This window comes from Pedobacter zeaxanthinifaciens (genome assembly GCF_003313335.1).
Taxonomy (GTDB): Bacteria; Bacteroidota; Bacteroidia; order Sphingobacteriales; family Sphingobacteriaceae; genus Pedobacter; species Pedobacter zeaxanthinifaciens.
This window is the reverse complement of sequence record NZ_QMHP01000001.1, coordinates 26555-45311: the sequence shown is the minus strand read 5'-3', so window position 1 is coordinate 45311 and position 18757 is coordinate 26555. Positions and strand designations below refer to the sequence as shown.

18 protein-coding genes are annotated in these 18757 nt (G+C 38.1%); 6 read left to right on the top strand and 12 right to left on the bottom strand.

What is annotated here, in order from left to right; genetic code table 11:
* Nucleotides 1-26 precede the first annotated feature (26 nt).
* On the bottom strand, nucleotides 27-1286 hold the full coding sequence (locus tag DUT68_RS00220) for a dihydroorotase (protein WP_113634685.1): 1260 nt from the start codon (nucleotides 1284-1286) through the stop codon (nucleotides 27-29).
* A 91-nt stretch (nucleotides 1287-1377) separates the two neighbouring features.
* Nucleotides 1378-3414, bottom strand: coding sequence for a vWA domain-containing protein (locus DUT68_RS00215; RefSeq protein ID WP_113635426.1), 2037 nt, complete (start codon nucleotides 3412-3414; stop codon nucleotides 1378-1380).
* A 77-nt stretch (nucleotides 3415-3491) separates the two neighbouring features.
* Here DUT68_RS00215 and DUT68_RS00210 point away from each other — a divergent pair, with 77 nt between their 5' ends.
* Nucleotides 3492-3752 (top strand): hypothetical protein, encoded by a 261-nt coding sequence (locus DUT68_RS00210; protein WP_157960736.1) that lies wholly within the window; start codon nucleotides 3492-3494, stop codon nucleotides 3750-3752.
* 48 nt (nucleotides 3753-3800) lie between these two features.
* Here the strand turns inward: DUT68_RS00210 and DUT68_RS00205 are convergent, their stop codons facing one another.
* From DUT68_RS00205 to DUT68_RS00190, 4 genes are all read right to left on the bottom strand, one after another.
* Nucleotides 3801-4847, bottom strand: coding sequence for a glycoside hydrolase family 130 protein (locus DUT68_RS00205; protein WP_113634681.1), 1047 nt, complete (start codon nucleotides 4845-4847; stop codon nucleotides 3801-3803).
* Nucleotides 4848-4851: 4 nt separating this feature from the next.
* Nucleotides 4852-7293, bottom strand: a complete 2442-nt coding sequence (gene ligD, locus DUT68_RS00200) for a DNA ligase D (protein WP_113634680.1) — start codon at nucleotides 7291-7293, stop codon at nucleotides 4852-4854.
* Nucleotide 7294: 1 nt separating this feature from the next.
* Nucleotides 7295-8059 carry a non-homologous end joining protein Ku gene (ku, locus tag DUT68_RS00195; protein ID WP_113634678.1) on the bottom strand — a complete coding sequence of 255 codons (765 nt, stop codon included), beginning with the start codon at nucleotides 8057-8059 and terminating at the stop codon, nucleotides 7295-7297.
* Between the two features lie 91 nt (nucleotides 8060-8150).
* Nucleotides 8151-8801 (bottom strand): response regulator transcription factor, encoded by a 651-nt coding sequence (locus DUT68_RS00190; RefSeq protein WP_237088221.1) that lies wholly within the window; start codon nucleotides 8799-8801, stop codon nucleotides 8151-8153.
* Nucleotides 8802-9096: 295 nt separating this feature from the next.
* Between DUT68_RS00190 and DUT68_RS00185 the strand changes: the two genes are divergently transcribed.
* Nucleotides 9097-12609 carry a PAS domain S-box protein gene (locus tag DUT68_RS00185; protein WP_113634674.1) on the top strand — a complete coding sequence of 1171 codons (3513 nt, stop codon included), beginning with the start codon at nucleotides 9097-9099 and terminating at the stop codon, nucleotides 12607-12609.
* Between the two features lie 62 nt (nucleotides 12610-12671).
* On the opposite strand, the gene DUT68_RS00180 is transcribed toward DUT68_RS00185, so the two are convergent.
* From DUT68_RS00180 to DUT68_RS00160, 5 genes are all read right to left on the bottom strand, one after another.
* On the bottom strand, nucleotides 12672-12926 hold the full coding sequence (locus DUT68_RS00180; RefSeq protein WP_113634672.1) for a hypothetical protein: 255 nt from the start codon (nucleotides 12924-12926) through the stop codon (nucleotides 12672-12674).
* Nucleotides 12927-12943: 17 nt separating this feature from the next.
* Entirely contained in the window at nucleotides 12944-13396 is a 453-nt protein-coding gene (locus DUT68_RS00175; RefSeq protein WP_237088220.1) for a ferritin-like domain-containing protein, read from the bottom strand.
* Nucleotides 13386-13754, bottom strand: a complete 369-nt coding sequence (locus DUT68_RS00170) for a hypothetical protein (protein ID WP_113634669.1) — start codon at nucleotides 13752-13754, stop codon at nucleotides 13386-13388. The genes DUT68_RS00175 and DUT68_RS00170 overlap by 11 nt, the downstream gene beginning before the upstream one ends.
* Before the next feature lie 23 nt (nucleotides 13755-13777).
* Complete coding sequence (locus tag DUT68_RS18590; RefSeq protein ID WP_262510286.1) at nucleotides 13778-13906, bottom strand: hypothetical protein; 129 nt, start codon at nucleotides 13904-13906, stop codon at nucleotides 13778-13780.
* Between the two features lie 212 nt (nucleotides 13907-14118).
* Nucleotides 14119-14319 (bottom strand): KTSC domain-containing protein, encoded by a 201-nt coding sequence (locus DUT68_RS00160; protein ID WP_113634666.1) that lies wholly within the window; start codon nucleotides 14317-14319, stop codon nucleotides 14119-14121.
* Between the two features lie 113 nt (nucleotides 14320-14432).
* On the opposite strand from DUT68_RS00160, the gene DUT68_RS18260 reads away from it, so the two are divergent.
* Nucleotides 14433-14597, top strand: coding sequence for a hypothetical protein (locus DUT68_RS18260; RefSeq protein ID WP_157960735.1), 165 nt, complete (start codon nucleotides 14433-14435; stop codon nucleotides 14595-14597).
* 36 nt (nucleotides 14598-14633) lie between these two features.
* Here DUT68_RS18260 and DUT68_RS18435 read toward each other — a convergent pair whose 3' ends face one another.
* Nucleotides 14634-14807 (bottom strand): DUF6496 domain-containing protein, encoded by a 174-nt coding sequence (locus DUT68_RS18435; protein WP_198659505.1) that lies wholly within the window; start codon nucleotides 14805-14807, stop codon nucleotides 14634-14636.
* Between the two features lie 186 nt (nucleotides 14808-14993).
* On the opposite strand from DUT68_RS18435, the gene DUT68_RS00155 reads away from it, so the two are divergent.
* The 3 genes from DUT68_RS00155 to DUT68_RS00145 all read left to right on the top strand — a co-directional run bounded on the left by DUT68_RS00155 (nucleotide 14994) and on the right by DUT68_RS00145 (nucleotide 18709).
* Nucleotides 14994-15506, top strand: a complete 513-nt coding sequence (locus DUT68_RS00155) for a ferritin-like domain-containing protein (protein WP_198659504.1) — start codon at nucleotides 14994-14996, stop codon at nucleotides 15504-15506.
* 289 nt (nucleotides 15507-15795) lie between these two features.
* Nucleotides 15796-16374: a DUF4142 domain-containing protein gene (locus DUT68_RS00150; RefSeq protein WP_113634663.1), complete on the top strand. Its 579-nt coding sequence runs from the start codon at nucleotides 15796-15798 to the stop codon at nucleotides 16372-16374.
* A gap of 61 nt (nucleotides 16375-16435) precedes the next feature.
* Nucleotides 16436-18709, top strand: coding sequence for a glycosyltransferase family 4 protein (locus DUT68_RS00145; RefSeq protein WP_113634661.1), 2274 nt, complete (start codon nucleotides 16436-16438; stop codon nucleotides 18707-18709).
* Nucleotides 18710-18757: the final 48 nt, after the last annotated feature.

Genomic DNA, 18757 nt, shown 5'->3' with positions numbered 1-18757 from the left:
GTAATGCCTCGCAATGACGAGTTAATTTAATAAATATTGTACTGTCCGTTATTATAAACCAATTCCACTTTTCCTTTTAGTGTAGTATTAAATAAAGGTGAGTTTGCTGATTTAGATTGATTAGTTTCGCTATTAAATTCCCAAGTTTTATTTGGATTGAATACGGTAAAATTAGCTTTTGCTCCCACCTTAATTTCGGGAACCTGCAATTTCAACAGTTTACGTGGCGAAATAGCCAATTTATCTACGATTAGTGAAGCCTCTAAGCCAGCCTGCAACAACAACGGCAAAACCGTTTGCAAAGTAATTATACCGTAGCTAGCGATTTCAAATTCCACGTTTTTAAACTCAATTTCATGCGGACGATGCTGTGAAGAAATAGCATCAATAGTACCATCTTTTAACCCCGCAATAAGCGCTTTATTATCAGCTTTGCTGCGTAAAGGCGGCTTAACTTTATAATTACTATCGAAATCATTCAATAAATCTTCGGTAAAAACCAATTGATGGGCAGCAACGTCGCAGGTGACTTTAATGCCATCTTTTTTGGCTTTTTTAATGATTGCCACCGCACCGCTAGTAGAGATGTTACTGATATGAATTGGCGCATTGTGGTATTGTGCCAAGAAGATATCTCTTGAAATCTGTATCTCTTCGGCTAATGCCGGAATACCTTTCATGCCCAACAAAATCGTAGTTGCGCTTTCATTCACATGTGCTTTACCAGCAAGCGATTTATTTTCTGGATGACTAAAAAGCAAGCCATCAAAACCTAAAGCGTACTGCAAAGCTCTGCTCATGAAACCATCGTCGGCAATTGCTTTTCCAGCTTCCGCAAAGGCAACTGCACCTGCCTGCTTCATATCAAACATTTCCGCCAACTCCTTACCTTCTAAACCCTGACTAATTGCGCCAATTGGATGTACATCAACCAAGTTACCTTTAGTTTTATTAATTACATACTCCACTTCACTTTTGCTTTGTATTACCGGCTTAGTATTGGGCATAATGGCTACGCCAGTGAAACCACCCGCAGCAGCTGCCGCAGTACCTGTTTTAATGTCTTCTTTAGTTTCCAAACCTGGTTCACCGAAAAAGCAGTTCAAGTCGAAAAAACCTGGCGATAAAACGGCTCCGTTAGCTTCAAAAACAGTTTCCGATTTTTTAGCCGACAAACCACTGCCAATTTCTACAATGGATTCGTTTTCAACCCTCAGGTCGCAAGTTTTTCCGTTAAACTCGCTACTGGCATCAGCAATGGTAATTCCCTTAATTAAGAGGCTCATGAATTGTATATTTATTTTTAATTTCCGTTTATCTATAGCCACAGATACACAGATTTTTCATCCTAGATCTGTCTTCAAAATTAAAATCAATTTATTTGTGCATCTGTGGCTTAAAAAATCTTATCAATATTACTTCAGCGGCGATGAAAATTAAGCTCAAAATTAGGCAAAGTTTCCATAACTCGCTTCCGTTATTTTTTTCCGCAATAGCAGATGAAATGTTCTGCTTTTTTGCATCAATAAAAAGTATTTTTTGTGTACCAAACTTCTCTTCCAATGTATTTTGGTCATCGTAAACCATATTCGATTCGCTTCTATTATCATTAAACGCAACCACAGCCAAAGTAGAGTCTGATTTTTTCACCTGATAGAAACCTGACTTTTTGATTTGATCGGCAACAAATAATAAGGTATTTCCATTTTGGTTACTTACGTCGGGGATTACGTCAAATCCATCTCCAATAAGTTTTAACGACTGATTTGCACCTAGCTTAATTGCGGGCAAAGTAATTACGTTGTCCTTGGCAATGGTGTAGCTTAACGGCTGATCTTTAGCGCTTTCAAAAGCAATTTTGTACATCAACGGCACAAAGAGTGGATGTTTGGACAAATTGCCCTCCTCTTCGAGCAAACCTGTAGCGGATAAGAACACTTGTCCGCCCGAAACTGGATAACGAGCTAAATATGTTTTCCCGGCAGGCAATTGTAGTAAAGGTTCTTTTGCCACCTTACTATTATCGGTATAAATAAAATATCTGTTAACCGATGGTAAGTCAATATTTTTAGGAAGCGTTTCAAATACACCTTTGAAAAGTGGATGCTTCAGCTCTATTTGAGACACCTTTGTTGCTTCAGTTACTACGTTATTAACCGGTGGCAAGCCGATGGCGTTTAAAAATGCAGAAAAAACCGATTGATCAGTAAATGTTGAAGGAAAAATTACAACGGTGCCGCCATTGCTAACATAGGTTTTAAGCGACTGTGCCAAACCTGTAGATGGTTCGTTTAACCCGTTCAGTACAATTAAGCTATAATTAGCGAAAGAAGTATAATTGATGTTGTTTTCCGAAACGGAAGTAAGTTTGAAATAAGGATCGGCATTGAACAATGCTTCGATGTATTTTGCCGTTTTACTTCCATTTATGCTCAACACTTCCTGACTGGCGTTTACATTGAACGTAAAATAAAGTTCGTCGTCAAATGTAAGCGGGAAATCTTTAATGCTGAGCACTGCCTTTTGCCATCCTAAACTTAAACCGCTGTATGAAAGTGTATCTATTGCGTGAGCGTTTGCAGCCACGTTAACACTACCAATAGCCTTTTGCTGACCATTGATGCTCAATTTCAAAGGCACATTTTTGGCATCTTCGTTACCAAAGTTTCTTAAACGTACCACAATTTTCTCTGAGGCTCCGGCTTGATGCACTGGCGATAAAAACCAAACACTATCTACAGAAAGATTAGGTAGTTCGTTAGCACTTAATTTCAGTAGCGTTAATTGCGTTTGTTGCTCTTTTTTAATAGGTGCATCTCCAGCAAAATTCTTTTGAAAATCAGAAATTACGTAGGAAAATCTATTAGCCGCACCGGTAAAGACGCCTTGCTGCCTATTAATTACTTGTTGCAAGTTACGACTGCCAGCAGAAATTTTAACCTCATCAACAGCTTGAACAAACTCATCTGGGTTTAACAAGCGCTGATGCTTACCTTCAAAATCGTTAGTGAGCAGCTGAAATTTATCATTTAATTGGTAGTTTTTTACAATTTCCTTCGCTCGTCGTTTGGCCTCATCCAGTAAACTCCCTTCTTTATTTACGGCATCCATACTGTACGAGTTATCCAGATAAATACTTACAATATTTCCACTAGTTTGGTTGGCCTTTTCAGTTGAATTGATAAAAGGCCTTGCAAACGCTAATACCAAAAAAGTAATGGCGAGTATCCTAGCAGCTAAAATCAGCAAGTTTTTAAGTTTCTCCCTTGATGAATTTTGTTCCTTTACCTCTTTCAAAAAGGCAACATTGCTGAAATAAATTCGCTTGAATTTCCGGAAATTGAATAAATGGATAATGATCGGGATGGAGACCGCTAAAAGTGCAAAAAGAAAGCCCGGATAGAGGAAATTCATTAAAAACCAAAGGTACAAAACATTTGGCATTTAAGCATAACATTTCAGTTTTTAAGATTGACTAATTATCAAAACGGATGATGTGCATAAAGCCTAGGCATTTTACGCAAAGCCATGTGGTATTAATACTGCTTTTTCAAAAAGAAGCACTTGGTAGCAACAAAACGCAAAGCGAGGATGTTATTTTCAATAAAGATTTGACCATGAAAAAGCCAGAAAAAACAACATCAGAAAAAACAGCCAGTACAAAATCTACGTTGAAAACAGAACGCCCTTTGGCAGAAAAGGATGAAGTAAAAGCCGCGGAGGAAAGGCAAAGGAAGAAAAGCGGAAAGTAGAATGCGAAGTTAAAAGTGGAAAGTTGAAAGTATAAAGTAAGGAGGCAGTTAAGCCAAATAAACTAGACTTTTTAAAATTTCTTCTATTGAAAATTTTGCACCACAAATTAATTCATCAGCGGCGCCGTAGTAAATGGTCAATTCATCACCATTTACAAGGTGGCCGTTGGTAAAAACTACCGATCCAAAAAAGCCATTAAGCTCATAGCTTTCTTTTGGCTCCATAATTGGCGTTTCACTACGAGCTAAAACTTTTGCCGGATTATTGAGATCAAGCAGTACAGCACCCAAACAATAGCGGTGATCTTGGTTAGCTGCATGGTAAATTTCCAGCCAACCTTTTTCGGTTTTTATGGGGGCGGCACCAGCGCCAACCCTGGTATTTTCCCAACTGTTGGCTCGGGTTTTCACAACACACTGATGATTTCCCCAATGCAAGGCATCGTAAGATTCGGCAAGCCAAATGAAATTGCCCCCGATATCCTTGCTACTTGGCCTGTGCAAGGCATAAAATTTACCGTTGATTTTCTCCTCAAAAATAGCTACGTCTTTGTTGTGTGGCGGAAATATCAAGCCATGACTTAAAAAAGTTTGCCAATCTGTAGTAGTTCTCAAACCTACAGCTACGCCGTTAGCTGATACCGCAGTATAGGTTAAGTAAAAAGTATCTTCCACTTGGCTAACTCGGCAGTCTTCAATGCCATAACGTTCTAAATATCCTTTTCCGTGAAGACCTAAAGGTTTAGCTTTAAAATTTCGTCCATCATCACTGCTAAATAAACGCAAGTAAGAAATGGTAGTTAAATAGTCGAGGCCTTTGTAATTAATTACTCTGGGGTCGGCACTCAGCAAATCAGGATCATCAAGCTTTAGTTCCATGATTTCTAGTAAATCAGCTTCGCTACGCATAGGTACAAATAATTTACCCTCTTGCGGTGCCACATTTTCTGCCACACGCACCAACAAATAGATCTTATTTTGCCATTTAAACACACCTGGATTTAGCAAGCAAATTACCTGCAAGTTATCCGCACTTGGTGCAACATCTTTAGGTGATAAAAGTGGATTTTCTGGGAATCGATGCGCTAAATCCATATCGTTAACGAATTTTGATTTTATTCTTCACCTTGTAAATGTCAGCCCATAAATCTCCAACTTTTTCTACCCTCTCCTTAATGTTAAAAATGTTGAATTTAGCGATACTAAGTTCTTCATTAACTTCATCCCAATGTAGTGGTGTGGAAACTGTTGCGCCAGCTTTTGGTCGTAACGAATACGGCGATACAATGGTTTGCCCTCTCCTATTCTGCAAATAATCGAGATAGATTTTGTTTTTACGCTTGCTAGGACTACGTTCCAAACTGGTAATATCTGGATGTTGTTCATAAACCAAACCTGCTACGTAGTGAATAAAGTTTTTGGAAACGTCGTAATCATAAGCTGCTAACGGAATTACAATATGTATGCCCTTTGAACCTGATGTTTTCACGAAGGAAACCACTTTTAGCTCATCCAATACTTCCTTAGCGGTGAGTGCAACTTTAACAACATCGGTAAAATCAACTCCGTGAGGATCCAAATCCAGTACGGCAAACAAAGGTACTTCAGGCTTGCGATAAGTGCTCATCCATGGGTTAATTTCTATACAGCCCAAATTGGCCATCCAAAGCAAAGTTGCTTCGTCGTTGCAAATAAGGTAATCAATATCTTTATTTAGGTGTTCCGAAGTTAACGAAGCATACTTGATCCATTTTGGAATTTGCTCTGTATTTAAATCCTTTTGAAAAAAACCTGGTTTGTTAACACCGTTGGGATGTCTATTTAACGAAAGTGGCCTATCTTTTAAATGCGGTAAAATATAATCAGCCATTTGTTGGTAATAAGCAATTACTTCACCCTTTGTTATTTTTTCCTCGGGCCAATAAACTTTGTTTAAATTAGTTAGCTTAACCGTCTTTCTGCCAAACTTCAAGGATTTTTCATCTGCACCTTTAACTTTTTTACCAGAATTAACCATAGGCTTTTCCTGCTTGATTTCGTCCGCTGTTTTATCATCTCTGATACCTTTAAACACGGGATGTCTTAAATGTTCATTCTCCGTCCATTCCGAAAAGGTAACCTCACAAACGATGGTTGGTTTTACCCAAGTGATGTTTCTGGATTGGGGGATTTTTTCGGAAAAAGGCTTAGTTTTAGTTGCTATAGGCTTAAGTAAGGAAGCTATTTCTTTTAACGATTTTTCATTAAAGCCAGTACCGCAGTTGCCGATATACACCAAATCTCCCTGCTCATTTTTCATTCCCAACACTAATGCACCAAAGTGATTTCGACTTCCTGAAGGTTGCGTATATCCCGCAATAATGGCTTCTTGCGACTGCTGAATTTTAATTTTTTGCCAGTTGTTGCTTCGTGCTCCGCTTGCGTAGATACTTTCGGCATTTTTGGCCATAATGCCTTCCCAACCGTTTTTCCTCGCCTCCTCTAAAAACTCATTGCCTTTTACCTTACTGGCACTAACCAGCTCAATTTCATCAACCTTTTTATTAGATAAAAGCATTTCAAGTAAGCGCTTTCTTTGATGTAAAGGCATATCACGCACATCAGAGCCGTTAATCTCCAATACATCAAAAACTACGTAATGTAAGTTTACTTTTTTCTGGTCAGGATTATAGTTTTGTAATGCCTGAAAATTGCTTTTGTTCTTTTCACGCACTACCACTTCGCCATCTAAAACGGCGTTTACTCCTAATTTTTTAAGTGCTTCTACTACTGGCGGATAATCTGCAGATAAATCGTTACCATTTCTTGAAGTTAAAGAGGCCTTTGTTTTTTTAACCTGCGCAATGGCCCGATAGCCATCCAGCTTTTCCTCAAAAATCCAGTCCTCATCGGTGGTTACATGCTTCACTAATTTAGCGAGCATAGGTTTATAATTTTCCGATTTAGATGTTGTAGTCTTTTTAGGAAGCTTAATTTCTTCTACAGGTTCTTTTTTAAAGTCCTTACCTGCCTTTTTTACCTTCGCCGAAACCTCATTTTCTGCACTGTATTGATCTTTAACGGCATATTTATCGTCGTGTTTAATGAGTAACCAAGCGTTATGCTCACTATCTTTCATTCGCACCAAGGCAAATTCACCTTTTAGTTTTTTGCCATTCAACTTGAATTTCAAATTACCCTCGTGTAAGCCTTTGTGTAAGCTATCCTTTTCGCTAATTGGCTCATAAGTACCTTCATCAAAAATATTGACCACGCCTGCACCATAATTGCCTTTCGGGATTACGCCTTCAAACGATTTATAGTCGTATGGATGATCTTCCACCATCATGGCCAAGCGCTTATCTTTAGGATTTAAGGAAGGACCCTTTGGCACTGCCCAACTTTTCAGTACGCCGTCCAACTCTAATCTAAAATCATAATGCAAATGCGATGCATGATGCCTTTGCACTACAAAAGCCAGTTTTTTACCTTTACCTTTTCCACCCTTAGGCTCTGTAGTTTTCTCGAAGTTTCGTTTTTCGGCGTACTTGGTTAAAGACATGTTAAGCTCCTTTCTTATTTAAGCTCTGCATTAATTGTTCGTATAAATCGTCGCTCACACGTTTTTCAGGGCGCATTTTCTTCACCACTGTTTTCTTGCCTTTCGCTTTAGCCCTAATGATTTTCATCAGCTCCTTGCTGTATTCGTCCTTAAATGCCGAAATATCAAAATCGCTGCTATATTGTTTAATAAGTGCCATGCCCACTTCTAGCTCTTTGGGCTTAACTGTTGGCGCATCAATTTCCAGTTCTTTGGGACTTCTAATTTCCTCGTCAAAACGTATGCGTGTAACTACCAGCATATTACCTAAGGGATGAATAACACAAAGATGTTCGCTGCTCCGCAAAACAAATCTGGCAATTCCAGCTTTTTTTGATTTCTGCAGTGCTTTTAAAAGTAAAGCATAGGCTTTTTTGCCCTGCGGCTCAGGCTGGGTATAGTAAGATGTTTCGTAATAAATTGGGTTAACGGCAGAGATATCTACGAAATTTTCTAATTCTATCAGCTTGTTTTTTTCGGGCATTGCGCTTTCAAAATCTTCATCTTCCAATACCACATAGCTTTCATTCAACATAAATCCTTTTACTATGCGATCAAATGGCACTTCTTTTCCACTTCTTTCGCTAATGCGTTGATATTTGATTTTAGACATGTCTTTGCTATCCAACATATCTAAATCCAAGTTACTATTTTGAACTGCGGAGTATAACTTCACTGGAATGTTAACTAAACCAAAACCAATGGCACCTTTCCAAATTGACTTCATCGTTATCGTTTTAAGTTAGAAGAATAAAGCCTTTTAAAACAGCTTTTGCATTAGATAAACACCTGAACAGTACAATAGTTTAGCATTAGAATTACTGAATTAAGCCATGCAACACACCGTAACGTATTAAGGCAGCGGAGTTTTTGGAACCAGTTTTATCTAACAAGCTTTGTCGGTGACCCTCAATAGTACGTTTACTAAGGAAGAGTTTTTCAGACATTTCTAAATTAGTTAGGCCTTCGGCGATAAGCTGCAATATCTCCAACTCCCGCAATGAAAAATCGATTTCATTATCAGGCATTGCCATCAAATACTGCTTACTTTTCAGTAGATTATCCATCAACAACATGGTAAGTTCGGAACATAGATATTTACGACCCTGGTTAACAAATTTCACCGCAAATATCAGTTCATCGGCACCAATGTTCTTCAATAAATAGCCGTCGGCATTGTTTTTAAAAGCCTCCATTACGTATTTTTCGTGGTCATGCATTGATAGCAGCACAACCTTAATTTCCGGATATTTAGACTTTAACTCACGCAATAACTGCATGCCGTCCATTTCCGGCATGTTGATGTCGGCCAAAATGATATCGATAGGATGAGCAGCAATTTGTTTCATCACTTCGAGACCGTTCACCGCTTCTCCCACTACTTTAATCTGCTCATCGGCTTCGAGGAGCATCTTAATTCCATTTCTAACAATGTTATGGTCTTCTGCTAATAAAATACGTATCATCATAATTTCATTTATGTGCTACAAGCTTAAACAACAAAGGCACTACAATGTCTTTCGGGTAGATTAAATTGGGTACTATTTGACACTTTGGGGTATATAGCGCAAAAGTTAGCAAGTACTAATACTGTTTCTTTAAAAACATTTCGCTAATACGATAAAAGAGCCGTTATTTCAATGTATTACTTATAAACAGGTAATGCATAAAATCAACTTTTTGTTTTAAAAATTTCCTTTTTTCCCAAACCCTAACACCGAACCAACAACCGGTTAAATTGTTTGGTAAAAAATCATCAATTGAATGAACGCTACACATCCAGACACTGCTGATATTTTAAATGCCATTTCGTTAGCTTGTTACACTTTAGATAACGAGGGTAATTTTACGTTCATTAACAAGCAAGCCGAACAATATTTTAAGCGGAACAAAAATGATATGCTAGGCAGAAATGTTTGGGAGCTATTTCCAGAAAGTAAAAGCACCAACTACTTTGAAAAAGTAAACGATGCCATTACTAAGAAAAAGAGGAGTGAATTCGAATATATCTCCGTATTTACCAAAACTTGGATTAAACTCGTTATCAACCCCTTAGAAAATGGCGTAGTGGTTACCTTCGATTGTATTGAAAAAGACAAGCATAATGAAAATCTTTATCAAACCTTAGTAGAAAATACACCTGACATTGTTACCAAATGGAACAGCAATTTTCAACTAACCTATGCCAATAAAGCGTTTATAGCGAGAAGTGGCTTACAGTTAGAAGATGCGATTGGAAAGACGCACAGCGAAATGTGGAAACAAGATAGTTTGCCACTACTTATTAAAAAGACCCGTAAAGTATTTGAAACCGGTGAGATTCAAAATGTAATAGCTAAGTTCAGCACTCCAGAAGGAGATTTGTTTTACGATATTAAGCTCGCACCCGAATTTACAGTTAATGAAAAAATTAAAGGAGTAATTGCTATTGGACGTGATATTACCGAACTGAAGTGCCACCAAGAAGCATATAACGCACAACTTAACGACAAATATAAATCTCTGTTCAACTCCATTGATCAAGGTTTTTGCATTATTGAAATGCTATGGAACGAGCAAGGTGAGCCTATCAACTATCGATTTATAGAAACTAACCCTGCATTTGAACAACAAACAGGGATGATCAACGCTCAGGGCAAAACCATACTGGATTTTGAACCAAATATTGAACATTATTGGATTGAAACCTACGGTAACATTGCCAAAACCAAGCAGTCAGGACATTTTGAATTTCATACTACTTTAATTAACGGCTGGTTTGAGGTAGAAGCATTTCCTATTGCAGAAATGGGCAACGACTTTGTTGGTGTTCTATTTAACGATGTAACGGAACGCAAAAAAGCTGAGAAAATCCTGATTGATAGTGATGAAAAGCAGGGCTATTTACTGAAATTAACCGATGCGATTAGGTTCATTTCGGACCCGTTGGATATACAAGAAGCCGCAGCAAAAGCAATTGGAGAGCATTTAAATGCCAACTATGCATTTTATGGTCACGTAGTTTCGGTAAACCAATTGGAGCACATTCAAATTGAACGTTTATACCAAAGGAATGAAAATGCGCCATTTAAGCCTAACCTGTATCCTTTTTCAGATTTAGGCATCAAAGTAGAGGAATTAAAGACCGGAGAAACAACCATTATATCTCGGCAAAATGCGACTGGCGAGGATATGATGGAAGAGGTGTCGCTGCATCAAATTTTAAATTCATTTGCTTGGGTAGCAGTCCCTTTGATCAAAAATGAAAAACTGGTAGCTGTGCTAATGGTACAGCACGAACAGCCATATACCTGGACCGAAAATCAAATCTCCTTAATTGAAGAAACAGCTGAACGTACCTGGGCGTACGTGGAGCAGGCAAGTATTGCCAAAGAACTGGATCATTCGCAGGAACAGCTTGCAGTAGCATTGACGGCTTCTAACATGAGTACTTTCCACTGGCTTTCAAAAAATGGAAATGTAGTGGTTTCGCCGCTATCTTCAGTGGTGTTCGGATTGAAAAACAATAGTTCCTCATATAGCGATAGTGAGGGCTTTTTTATGATTCATCCTGAAGACAGGCAAAACCATTTGAATGTATTGGAAAAAGCTTGTAAGGATGAAAAGGAGTTCCACCATATTTATAGGATCATCAGACCTGTAGATGGCAAACTGGCTTGGATTGAGGAACGAGGGAAGGGAATTTTTCATCCGCACAGCGGGATTTTAGAGGTTAGAGGGATCCATTGGGACATCACCGCCCAAAAAGAGCAGGCCGATTTAATTAAAAAAGCGGAAGAAAGATATTTGGTTAAGCTGGAACGAGATGTGAATCTTAGAACAAAGGAACTAAAGGAAAGTAGAGACGAATTGGCGGCAATCTACAATAACACGCTGATGTCGATATCTGTTTTGAGCGCTATACGCGATGACGATGGAAAAATTTTAGATTTCAAATTTGCTTTGGTGAATAGAGCTTTGGAGAAAGAAACTGGCCGTAAGGATTTGATTAATAAACTTTATACGGAAGAATATCCTGGCATTGTTAAAACTGGAGTTTTTGACATGATGCTGAAGGTAATGGAAACCGGAACGCCTGCCAGTATTGAGTATTTTTACCCTTACGAAGACTTCAACAAATGGTACTCTTGCATGTTCGTAAAAATGGGCGACGGGCTACTTACAACGGTATTGGATATTACCGAACGTAAAATTGCTGAACAACTTTTCACCGAAAACTCTGCGATGATACAAGGGATTGCCAATTCGGCTCCAGATATGTTGTATGCTATTAATTTAGAAACTATGCAACAATTCTACTCTAATTACCGGATTGAACAGCTAGTAGAAAAATCACAGGTAGAAATTAAGAAAATGGGCAAAATTTTCTTTGAGCGCTTCATCCATCGTGACGATAAGGCTAACTTTTACGCCAATTTAGAAGAGTTAAGGCACAAAAATCAGAAAGAAATCAACGCATTAACCTACAGACTGGTTGACGCTAAAGGCGAAATACACTGGATAACTACAAAGAGTACGGTTTATATGCGTGATGATGACGGGAATCCTACGCATATAGTTGGTATTTCACAAGATATAACCCAACAGCGCAATTTAGAGGAGAAAAATAAACAGCTGACCAAAGAAAGACAGCTATTAGAACAAAAACAGCAGCGAGAGATTTTAAAGGCCACGTTAAACGCCCAAGAAGAGGAACGACAACGGATTGCAGAGAGTTTGCACAATGGTTTAGGACAAGTATTGTATGGCGTTAAGGCTACTTTAGAACGCGTAAAACTGGATCAAAAAACACCTGCCGATGACGATGCAAAGGCACTCAACAGATCAAAAGAGTTACTTGGACTCTGTATTACAGAAAGTCGGAAAATATCCCACGAGCTAATGCCTTCTATTTTGGAAGACTTTGGATTGAAAGCGAGCATTAGAGACATCTGCGAACAAATGAAAGGCGAAACCAATTTTAACTGCACATTTTCAGGTGTGGATGTTCCGCTAGAAAAATATTTACAGCTAGCTATTTATCGGATTGCTCAAGAGCTTACACTTAATATCGCTAAACACGCTAGCGCTAAAACAGCGCATATTGATGTAACGATACATAAAAACCAAGTACACATTACTGCTAAAGACAACGGCTTGGGGTTTTCTACTGATGCCAGAAAAAATAAGGGAATAGGCTTAAAAACGATTGAATCGAAAGTGAAACTATTGAATGGTAAAATGGAAATCAGCTCTTTGCCGCAACAAACCACGGTACACATTCAATTTCCAATTTGAGGCAAAAAAATAGGCACTTAGTTTCGCTATTGATCCTAAGTGCCAACTACACAATTTTGCGGTTAAGCAATGGTAAATCCGGTTAAAAAATCTTCGTTTTCAAAATTTACCGAATTCCACGTATTTCTTCGTTTGCGGAAAAGAGATTGCCCCTTGAGCTCTTCATCATTTGCTCCCTTGCCTATGTTTTTAAAGCTTTCAATAGTCGATTTTCCTTGTCTGTCAAAATCGGCATCGCTTCCTCTCATTTGTGATTTCGGAATAAATCCAAACTCGTTGCTCTCTCCTTTTGAAGAAATTTGGCTTTTCTTTTCCATGTCTTTTCAATTTAAGTTTATCTTTCTAATCGCATTCTATAGGTTTCAACTTCTTTGAGCGCTTCCAAAATTCCAGTTCGTTGTTTTTGCAGTAACTCTAAATGATCTGCATGCGCATCCGGTTCGGCTAATATTTCATCGTACTTTTCAATTGCTGCCTTCTCGCCAGTTTCAATAGCAGAAAGTATCGCTTCATCTTCATTACTGGATAACGCCTGCTTAATATCAATCCAGGTACGATGCAAAGCACCCAGCAAACCGCCTTGTTCGTTTTCACTATCACCACCATGCAGCGCAATATGACTTTTCAATTCGGTTGCGTAGCCTATCCTCTGCGAAGCAAATCGCAAAAACAAATCCCTCAACTCAATGCTTTTAGTAACATCACTTGCCGACATGTAGCCTTCTTTCCCATCATTTAAGATATTTACAAGTCCTTTTAAGTCTTCAATTACATCTCTATTGCTCATTGTCTTCATCGCTGTTCGTATCTTCTTTGTTTTCTAAATCTGCATTATGATTAGGATCCTCACCTTTTTCCGTAGCCTGTTTGCTAACAGAAAGCGGTGTGTCATCCATTACACCTGCCACTGCTGATGAATCTTCGCTACCTGTATCTGCAGCATTTCCATTGGCAACATCAGCCGGGCGTCTATCTAACTCGGGATGGTCTTTTTGATAACTTTCCCGGTTTGCAAAGCGTTGGTTAGGGTTACCTTCTTCGCCTTGTGGCTCACCTTTTTGGCCTTCCTGCGTATCGCTTACAGGCTCTTGGTCGTCCCTATGGCGTTGGTTAAAATCCCTATTTTGTTCAAATTGTATTTCCATGATAAAAATGTTTAATTAGGTTTTTATTGCCTAACGCTATCTGCATTAACTGATTTATCTCTATGCAAGCTGTCCATTCCTGACGTGTCTGTATTCGTAGTAGTGTCCATATCCATGAAACTGGTATCTACCGTCATCGATGTATCTTTCATTTCATCTTGCTTATTCTCTGAACTACAGCCGAAGGCAATCGAACCTATTGCCAAAAGGCATAACCCAACTATTTTTTTCATCGTTCCTTTATTTTATGTTTAGAAATTGGTTAACATGATATAAATAGTTAAACCTTCAGAAAAGTTTAGTTATACCGGCATTTCAGGTATTAAAATGCTGCACTTAGGTATTTACCGTAATATTTAACCGGTTAAGCTTCAACTTTTTCACCTTTAAAAAGTTTCTTCAATTTCCTATTGAGATAGGTCCCCTTAGATATGGATGCTTTAAATTCTTTGTAGATTTTTTCCGGCACGTTACGATATAAGTAGACATCTCCGGAATTGAAAACCACCTTCAATTCTTGACGGGAAAGTTCATAGTGGATATGTGCAATAACTGATGAAGGCATTTTGTTCAATACTAATAGGTAGAAACACCCATAAAAGTGGTTATACTACCCGTTTTTCCAATATGGCTTTTTTAGCCACCGTTAATAGTTATATTTGAGTAAACACAATAAGCATGGAAAAGTCGAATAAAAACAAACTGGTTACTGATCAGCTTTTGGAAAAATCGAAAGAGCTGCGAGAAAAATCTAAAGCTACTGGCGACAAATTCAATGCCTTAAAAGCTAAACTGGAAGAATTTATTCATCCCGGCACAGATAAAGATAAAAAGGAGAATTAGTGCTGTTCTCCCTTTTAGTTTAGTTTTTTCCCGTAATTACTTCTTTTTAGGAACCTTTGCACCAGCTTCTTTAGCTTCGGATAAGCCAATGGCTACCGCTTGCTTTTTAGAGGTTACTTTTTTACCGGTTCCTGTTTTAAGTTTGCCCTCTTTCATTTCATGCATGGCTTCACCTACTTTTTCGCCAGCTTTTTTTGAATATTTTGCCATTGTATCAAAGTTTAATCAACTATTAAAGCGCTACGCAAAAAAAATGTTCTTTAATCCTGTAAAATAGGTATTTGTACTTCTCAAAAATTCGCAAAATACCTGTTTTCTTCCCTGCAAAAACAATAGTGTGCTTGGTTTTCTTTATTAGGTACAAAATCGAAAACATATCACTAAAACTTAATTATTATGAAAAATCAGAAAGATACAGGTAGCATGCCTAACAATCACTTACACGAATTATTTGTAGATGAATTGAGAGACGTACTAGGTGCGGAAAAACAACTACTTAAAGGATTGAAAAAAATGGCCGATAAAGCAGTTGGAGCTAATCTTAAAGATGCTTTTACCGCTCACTACGCAGAAACGGAAGAACAAATTGAGCGTTTAAAACAGGTTTTTGCGAGTATCAATCTTACTGCAAGAGCTAAAAAATGTAAAGCTATGGAAGGCTTGCTTAATGAGGCTGAAGAAATTATGGATGAGTTTGAGGGAGATGATGCTTTGGATGCCGCTTTAATTGCTGCAGCTCAAAAAGTAGAACACTACGAAATTGCTAGCTATGGTTGTTTAGTGACCTATGCTACTTTAATGGAGCATACCGAAGCAAGAGACCTTTTAGCTATGACACTAGAGCAAGAAAAAGAAACGGACACTAAGCTTACGGACATTGCTATGTCTGAAGCTAACGTAATGGCATAAGTTTTTCTGTTTGGCGCCGGTGTTGGCGGATGTCAACATCGGCTTTTTCTTGATTTATTAGTTATTTGGATGGTTGGTTGTTTGGTTGTTTGGTTGTTTGGTTAATGATTAATTGCTGCGATTACGAAAACTAGCTAAACCCTAGAGCAACTGATACCTGATACCTAGTTCCTAATACCTAATACCTAATACCTAATACCTAGCAACTGATACCTTACCCCTAGCAACTGATACCTAAAATATTTTCCGAACGCTAAAACAATTTGATCGTAAAAATAATTTATATAGCATGAAAAACTTACTTTTTTTCCTTTATAGTGTGGCTTTCACGGTGATGATTGCCTGCAATTCGCAACCTAAAGATGCAAAAGAATTAGCGGACAGTGTTAACGCGACCAAAGACACTACAACTAACAGTGGAGATATTATCACCGTTAGAGAAAACGAAGCAGAATTTGCTACAAATGCGGCAGACGCTGGACTTGCGGAAATTAATTTTGCCAATTTGGCCATTAGCAAAACCAACAATGCCGATGTTAAAATGTACGCCAATATGATGCTTAAAGATCACGGCGCTGCTAACGATGAGCTAACTGCATTGGCAAAAAGTAAAAACATTAGTTTGCCAGTTAGCATGAGTAGCGAACATCAAAAAAATCGCAATGAATTGGCGGAAAAAACCGGAGCAGATTTCGATAAAAAATACCTGGATTTAATGGAAAAAGATCATGTAAAGGTGTTGGCATTTATGGAGCATGAGGCTAGAGAAGGGACCGACCCGGATTTGAAAGCTTTTGCCAGCAAAACTGTTCCAGTAATTAATGCGCACTTAAATGCAGTTCGCAAAATCAAAGAAAAATTAAAGTAGTCAACTTGCATTACTTGCCATGCATATCAATGCAGAAAATTCTTATTAAAAGTTAAAAACGATGAAAATAGCTTATATCAGCACCTCATTACCTAACGAATGTGGCATTGCTACATTTAATGCCAACCTTGCCACTGCCATCAATCAACACAAAGCTATTTCAAAAGAGAGTTTTGTAGTTGCAATGAATGATACAGACAACCTCAACGAGTACAACTACCCAGAAGAGGTGAAATACATTATTCGTAAAAACAACCAAGATGATTACCTGCAAGCTGCTGATTATATTAACAACAGCGGTGTTGATGCTTGCGTAATTGAGCATGAGTTTGGCATTTACGGCGGCGATAGCGGTTTGTATTTGCTTACGCTAATGGCAAATGTAAATGTTCCCATGATTAGCATTTTACATACCGTACTGAAACAGCCGAGCTATGTGCAGCAAACGATTATTCAACAGATTGCTAAGCGCTCATCTCGTATTGTGGTAATGAGCCAAAAAGCAATCGGGTTTTTAACTAGTATTTATCAAATCCCAAAAAATAAAATTCAATATATTGAGCACGGTGTGCCTGATTTGGAGCCGGCTATAGATAATCCTATCAAAGCTACAGCCCCATTTAAAGGCAATAAAGTGCTGCTTACGTTCGGCTTAATTAGTCGTGGTAAAGGACTAGAAACTGTAGTAGAAGCCTTACCAAAAATAGTGGAAAAGCATCCAGATGTTAAGTACGTTATTTTGGGCAACACGCATCCAGGAGTGGTTAAAAATGATGGTGAAGAGTACAGAGATAGCTTAACCGCTTTAGCTAAGAAACTGAATGTAGCGCAAAATTTGGTGTTTGTAAACAAATTCGTGGACGAACAGGAGTTACACCACTACTTATCGGCTACGGATATTTACATTACGCCTTATCTTAACGAAGCTCAAATCACTAGCGGTACGCTTTCGTACGCGGTGGGTGCTGGTGCAGCGGTAATTTCTACCCCTTACTGGCATGCGCAAGAATTGCTTGCTCAAAAACGTGGCTTATTGTTTGATTTTAGAGATAGCGAAAAGTTGAGCACCCTAGTTAATGATTTGTTCGAAAATCCAGATCATCTTGCCGAACTGAAATATAATGCTTATCAATACGGACTATCGTTACGTTGGCCTAGCATTGGCAAAAGTTATGTTAAAGTAATGGAACGAGCCATTTCAGATAAGCAAAAAGCTGATGCAGCAAATAAAAGCATGATTGATGTAGATAGCATACCAGCATTTAGTTTAAATCATATCCGTTTATTAACAGATGATACTGGAATCATCCAACACGCTAAATACGGCATACCTAATTTTAAAGAAGGATATTGCCTAGATGATAATGCAAGGGCATTAATGATGGCTTTAATGGCTTTTGATCAATATAAAAGCAAAGAAGCACTTGACCTATTACCTATTTATTTAAGCTACATTCAGTACATGCAAAATGAAGATGGCAGCTTTAGAAATTTCTTAAGTTTCAATAGAAATTACCTAGATGAAGTAGGTTCAGAAGATGCTTTTGGAAGAACAATTTGGGCTTTAGGTTACTTGGTTAATTTCGCTCCAAATAACTCTTACAAAGAATTCGCTAACGAATTGTTCATCAAATCTACTGCACAATTCAGTAAACTTGAGCATTTGAGAGGCGTAGCGAACACCATCATCGGTATTAATCATTACTTAAAAGCTAATCCACACGAAACTTATTTGCATGAAATATCAAATGATTTGTCGGCTAAGCTAATTAATGCCTATCAAAATAATAAAGACCAAAATTGGCATTGGTTTGAGCAACAAATGACCTATGATAATGCGATGCTTCCACTGGCCTTGTTGTGCCACTATGATATCAGCAAAAACCAACAAGCATTAAATATTGGTTTGGAAAGTTTAGATTTCTTGACTCAAAAAACCCTAAGTTTTGGCTTTTTAAATCCAGTTGGAAATGATGGCTGGCTGCAGAAAAATCAAGAAATGGCCAAATACGATCAACAGGCTATAGAAACGATGGCGATGGTGTTGGTGTACTTTAAGGCTTACGAGGTTACTAACGAGGTGAAATACATGAAACACCTCTATCAAAGCTACCGTTGGTTCTTAGGCGAAAACAGCTTGAGTTTACCATTGTACGATGATGAAACTAAAGGCTGCGCTGATGGATTACAATCGAACGGTGTGAATAGAAACCAAGGTGCAGAGAGTACATTAGCCTATCTAATTTCACATCTGGTAGTTTTTAAGGCTTTAGAAATTGAATATCGATATTTAAAGGACGACCAACAATTTAAAGCAGATTTTATAACAAAATAACGTGAGGCGTTAAATAAGAAAGTCCCGAGTTTTTAATTCGGGACTTAT

Bases quoted from the DNA above. Each gene is read 5' to 3' on its own strand.
- DUT68_RS00160 (WP_113634666.1), bottom strand. From the start codon at position 14,319: ATGCCTTCATCAGTTATTGCACATATCCACTATGAACTTTCCCGTCAA.
- DUT68_RS00175 (WP_237088220.1), bottom strand. From the start codon at position 13,396: ATGAGCAATAGAGATGTAATTGAAGACTTAAAAGGACTTGTAAATATC.
- DUT68_RS00170 (WP_113634669.1), bottom strand. From the start codon at position 13,754: ATGGAAATACAATTTGAACAAAATAGGGATTTTAACCAACGCCATAGG.
- ku (WP_113634678.1), bottom strand. From the start codon at position 8,059: ATGAAGTCAATTTGGAAAGGTGCCATTGGTTTTGGTTTAGTTAACATT.
- DUT68_RS18590 (WP_262510286.1), bottom strand. From the start codon at position 13,906: ATGAAAGATACATCGATGACGGTAGATACCAGTTTCATGGATATGGAC.
- DUT68_RS00145 (WP_113634661.1), top strand. From the start codon at position 16,436: ATGAAAATAGCTTATATCAGCACCTCATTACCTAACGAATGTGGCATT.
- DUT68_RS00205 (WP_113634681.1), bottom strand. From the start codon at position 4,847: ATGGATTTAGCGCATCGATTCCCAGAAAATCCACTTTTATCACCTAAA.
- DUT68_RS00210 (WP_157960736.1), top strand. From the start codon at position 3,492: ATGATGTGCATAAAGCCTAGGCATTTTACGCAAAGCCATGTGGTATTA.
- DUT68_RS00150 (WP_113634663.1), top strand. From the start codon at position 15,796: ATGAAAAACTTACTTTTTTTCCTTTATAGTGTGGCTTTCACGGTGATG.
- DUT68_RS00220 (WP_113634685.1), bottom strand. From the start codon at position 1,286: ATGAGCCTCTTAATTAAGGGAATTACCATTGCTGATGCCAGTAGCGAG.
- DUT68_RS00180 (WP_113634672.1), bottom strand. From the start codon at position 12,926: ATGGAAAAGAAAAGCCAAATTTCTTCAAAAGGAGAGAGCAACGAGTTT.
- DUT68_RS00215 (WP_113635426.1), bottom strand. From the start codon at position 3,414: ATGAATTTCCTCTATCCGGGCTTTCTTTTTGCACTTTTAGCGGTCTCC.
- DUT68_RS00155 (WP_198659504.1), top strand. From the start codon at position 14,994: ATGAAAAATCAGAAAGATACAGGTAGCATGCCTAACAATCACTTACAC.
- DUT68_RS00190 (WP_237088221.1), bottom strand. From the start codon at position 8,801: ATGATGATACGTATTTTATTAGCAGAAGACCATAACATTGTTAGAAAT.
- DUT68_RS00185 (WP_113634674.1), top strand. From the start codon at position 9,097: ATGAACGCTACACATCCAGACACTGCTGATATTTTAAATGCCATTTCG.
- ligD (WP_113634680.1), bottom strand. From the start codon at position 7,293: ATGTCTTTAACCAAGTACGCCGAAAAACGAAACTTCGAGAAAACTACA.
- DUT68_RS18260 (WP_157960735.1), top strand. From the start codon at position 14,433: ATGGAAAAGTCGAATAAAAACAAACTGGTTACTGATCAGCTTTTGGAA.
- DUT68_RS18435 (WP_198659505.1), bottom strand. From the start codon at position 14,807: ATGGCAAAATATTCAAAAAAAGCTGGCGAAAAAGTAGGTGAAGCCATG.